General features: G+C 67.1%; 2 protein-coding genes. Both read left to right on the top strand.

What is annotated here, in order from left to right:
• The coding region (locus Q4F91_RS12880) for an autotransporter outer membrane beta-barrel domain-containing protein (RefSeq protein WP_303338133.1) at positions 1 to 851 on the top strand (851 nt) is incomplete at its 5' end.
• 461 nt (positions 852 to 1312) lie between these two features.
• Positions 1313 to 4610 (top strand): hypothetical protein (locus tag Q4F91_RS12875; RefSeq protein WP_303338132.1); only part of this gene is annotated, 3298 nt, incomplete at its 3' end.

Raw genomic sequence — 4610 nt, 5'->3', positions numbered from 1 at the left:
CTGCGGACGCCGCAGTTTCGGGCCGCCACATCTGGGCGCAGCCGTTCGGCGGGCGTCTGGCTGACAACACCGCGGGAGCCCATTCCAGAACGAAGGCCGCCGGCCTTGCGGGCGGCGTGACCGTGACCGAGCCCGGTCAGGAGCTCGGCTTGCATGTTGCGGCCGCCTACTTCTCGGAATCCAACAACCTTCACGCGAAGACCCGCGGCCAGGGGCTCTGGCTCGGCGCCTCCGCCGCGAAGGCGATCGACGCCGAGGGCACGTGGTGGTTCGATCTGACGGGTCGCATCGGCTTTGCGAACGTCGAGACCGAGCGCAGCCAGGCCGTGATCGGGTCGACCCAGGAGGTCTCGGGCACCCGCTGGAGCGCCACGGTCGGTGCGAAGGTGGGGCCGCGCTTCTCGGTTGCCGAGGATCTGGTCAAGCTCCGCCCGGCCGTGGGCCTCACGGGCACGGTTCTGAGGACGCCCTCCAAGACCGAGGGGAACCTGGGCGGCCTCGCGATTGAGGACGCCTGGTACCGCTCGGTGCGGGCGTCGGTGGGCGTGGCGGCCGAGACCGCCCCGATCGCCTCTGCGGTCACGGGGTACTCGTGGAAGTGGACCGCGAACGCCGGCTACGAGCGCGAGCTCTCGCAGGACGCGGGCGGCTTCAAGGCGGGGCTCGCCGGCATGTCGGGCTCCTACACGCAGCGCGTCGACTGGAACGACCGCAACCGCTGGCTCATCGGCGGCGGCCTGGAGCTTGCCAATGAAAAGGGCTTCACCGCGGCCGTCAGGCTCGAGGGCGAACTCACGCACGGCGACGGCGCGGCCGTCACGGGCGGCGCCGAGCTTCGCTGGAGGTTCTGATCCGCCTCAATCCTCCCGGGAAGGTTGAACCGCTGGCCCGGGAGCGGCAGCGTCCGGAAAACAGGGCGTCGGCCGTCCGGTTCTCCTCCATGAGGGAGACGGGCGGGCGGCGCCTTTTTCGTCAGGAGCGCCGCTCCTGTGCAGGACGGCAACAGACCGGCGCAGCCCCGGGCCCGTGTGGCCCTTACCCCGGGGAATCCCGTCCGGCGTCTCCGGCGTTCCATGTTTACCAGCGGACTGGAAACAAGCCCGGCCTATCTCCCGGGCTTGTCCTCAGCGCCCCGGCGACGCCCCTAGAGCAGGGGCGAACCGGCGCATGTTGTTCACGCGGGATAAGCGCAGCGGAAATCCTTAATATCCGCCTCAGACCCGCCGCTCTGAACGCCCCCGGGGCGACGGCGGCCCGCCGCCGGCACCCCTGCCCTGCCCCGCGGGAAACCCTTCCCTCACGGTTTTCTCAAATGAAGCTCAAGAAACTCACTGCCATCACCCCCGTCGCCGCTGCAGTCGGCCTTCTCTTCGCCGCGCCCGCAGACGCCTGGTACGTCTACGAGGTGACGAACGCGGACGGCTCCCTCTATGCCCGGCTCAACGTCGCCGAGAAAGACGACGAGCTCAGCCAGAGCGAGGCGGAGCAGAAATGCGTCCGCCGCGAGATCACCGCCTCCGACCTCGAGAAAATCACCCTGGCCTTCCGCTACTGGTCCGGCATCCTCGGCGACTCGGTCGGCAAGCCCATCATCAAGCTCACTTCCTACGACGAGAAAAACGACAACGCCGGAGCCTCGTCGGGCTTCTTCATCAGCGGCAGGACGATGCTCCAGGGCGTCGTGCTCGGCCTGGAACAAAGCATCGGACAGGACGCCTCCATCAGCTACGGGCTCCCGATGCTGAGCGACTCGTGGAACTGGTCGACGATCTCGATCCTCCCGAGAAACCATCTCGAAGGCGATCTTCCGGGAACGATCATCCATGAACTGATGCACGCCTACGGGCTCGACGCCACGGTGATCCACAAGGTGTCGGACGGCACCAAGATCTCCTACCTCTCCGACACGAACCTCTTCATCACGCATCTCTACGACGTCTACGGCACCCAGGCGAAGGGCGACATGCCTCTCTCGACAGTGACGGCCGAGGAGGCCCTTGACACGTCGAACAACGACCCGAACCTCTTCCAGATCGTCAAGGTCGCCATGAGCGGCGGCGTCAAATTCAAGGGCGACGTCGTCACGCAGGTGCTGCGCGGCACGGACGCCTCCGGCACGAAGATCTACGAGGGCGGCATCACCTGGACCGACAGCGACGACGTCGCGATCTACAACGCGGACACGACCTTCGTCACGAACGGGACGCTCGCAGAGGCGACTGCGACGAACTCCGTCACGGGCGGCCTTCCCATCGTGGGCATCGAGTCCCTCGGCAAGAGCGACGAGGAGGATGAGGGCTCCTCGTCGACCGAGACCTTTACTGAGGACAAGAGCGTCGACGCGGAGCTGTCCCACATCGAGCTGCAGAACTCTCTGATGAGTCACCAGAACTGGAGAAACTGGGGATCCTTGATGGAGGCCGAGCTCGCCCTGATGGAGGACCTCGGCTATACGCTCGACAGGAAGCTCTATTTCGGCACCTCGATCTATTCCTCGGGCAACACCGGGGAGAACGCCATCACGATCTCGCAGGCCTTCTGGGCGCGCGAGAACGGCGCCTGGCTCGAGGGGACGGCCTCCACGCAGTCGCTCGCGATCGGCGTCCATGTCTACGGGTCCGTGAATGACGTGACCGTCGCCGCCGACCAGCTTGCGAACGGCGCCGAATCGATCGGCGTGCGCGTCGACGGCATCGGCAACACCGTCACCGTGGCCTCCGGAACGACGGTTTCGGCCAACGGGGAGAACGGCCTCGGCGTCCTTTTCTCCTACGGCCGCGGCCACAGTCTCACGCTTGAGTCCGGCTCGACCGTGACGGCCGACGGCACGGACGGCCGGGCGCTGTCGTTTGACTTCGGCGGCAACGAGATGGGGGACTACATCGAGTACCGCGGCTCCTGGATCCGTTCGGCACGCGACCAGGACAAGGACGGGAATCTGCTCGGGTACTGGAAGAATCTGACGTACACGACGACGAGCGGCGAGAGCAGCAACATCGTGACGCTGAGCTCGCTCGACGCGACAAGCGGGGCGCTGATGAAGTCCGTCTCGATCGCGGGCACGGTGAGCGCGGCCTCAGGCGAGGCGATCTACATCTCGCCCAACGCCCTCGTCTCGCAGATCACGATTCAGAGCGGAGCCACGGTCACGGGCGACATCGTGAGCGAGTGGAACGCGCGCTCCAAGGTGACGGCCCAGTACGACAGCACGACGGGCACCTACTACTACTGCCTCGACGCCGAGTCCACGCTCTACGGCGACTCGGAGACGACGGCCGAGGACGGGACGACGACATCGGTCACCGGTGTGCACGCGCAGGCGCTCATCACCTCGACCGCCACGGAGTACGACCTCACGTCCGAGACGGGTGTGGAGACGCTCCTCGCGCTCAAAGACGCGACGGTTCATGACCTCACGACGAACCTCGTCTTCGGCGATTCGGAGGACTTCGACTTCACGTACTCGGGGAACATCACGGGCAAGGACGGCATCCGCCTCACCTTCGCCGAAGGCGTCACGACCCTCACGGGGAACGTCACTGTATTGGGCGGCGTCATCAATGCGGACGCAGCCGTGAAGGGCGCGGCCACTTACACCTTCGCCGACGCCGCGGAGAGCGTCCTCGACGTCCAGGCGCGCGTCACCGACGGCTCGGGCTTCGTGCAGGGCGCGCTCGTCAACGCCGGCGTCCTCTGGTCGATGAACCTCACGGGCGGGGCGCCGACGATCAACGGCAATTACCTTCAGTCGGGCGACGGCACGATCGCGGTCGGCGTCTCGACCTCGGGCGAGCTCAGGACGGTCACGGTGACGGGCACGGTCGGACATGCCTCCTCCGACTCCTCCGACGCCGCGGAGACCGGGATCCTGCTCGCCGCGCAATCCGACGAGACGCCGGTCTCCGTCACCCTCATGCCGGAGATCGGCTACTGGGCCGATGGCTCGACGGTCACCGGGGCCGCGGGACAGAACGCGATCGTCGACGGGACCGGAAGCGGCGTCGGGACCACGGCGACCTGGAGCAACGACCTGCTCTCGAGCATCTCCGAGACCCTCGCGGTCGACGAATCCACGGGAACGATCTCGAGAAAATCCGGCGCCTACTCGAATCTGCTCGGCAGCTCTGCCTCGTCGGGTGAGCGCGCTGTCGCGGTCATGCTCGACGCGAACGCGGGCTCTGCCACGGACACCAATGCGAAGAATTTCATCGCCGCGATTGACTTCTCCGACGCGGCGGTGGGCGCGGCCGCCATGGGCGAGATCACGGGCGACGCCCACATCTCCGCCGTCCGCGCGCAGTTCGCGGTGGAGAGGCTCCTTGACCGCACGCTCGCCCGCGTCCCGGCGGACGCCGCGGTCTCCGGGCGCCACATCTGGGCGCAGCCCTTCGGCGGGCGTCTGGCTGACAACACTGCTGGCGCGCACTCGCGCACCAAGGCCGCCGGCCTTGCGGGAGGCGTGACGGTGACTTCAACCGATCAGGAGCTCGGCTTCCACGTCGCGGCCGCCTATTTCTCCGAGAGCAACAACCTTCATGCGAAGACGCGCGGCCAAGGGCTCTGGCTCGGCGCCTCCGCCGCGAAGGCGATCGACGCCGAGGGCACGTGGT

Source organism: Sutterella sp., from assembly GCF_030539355.1.
Lineage (GTDB): Bacteria > Pseudomonadota > Gammaproteobacteria > Burkholderiales > Burkholderiaceae_F > Sutterella.
The sequence above is the reverse complement of the archived record's forward strand: the minus strand, read 5'-3'. Positions and strand labels throughout refer to the sequence as shown.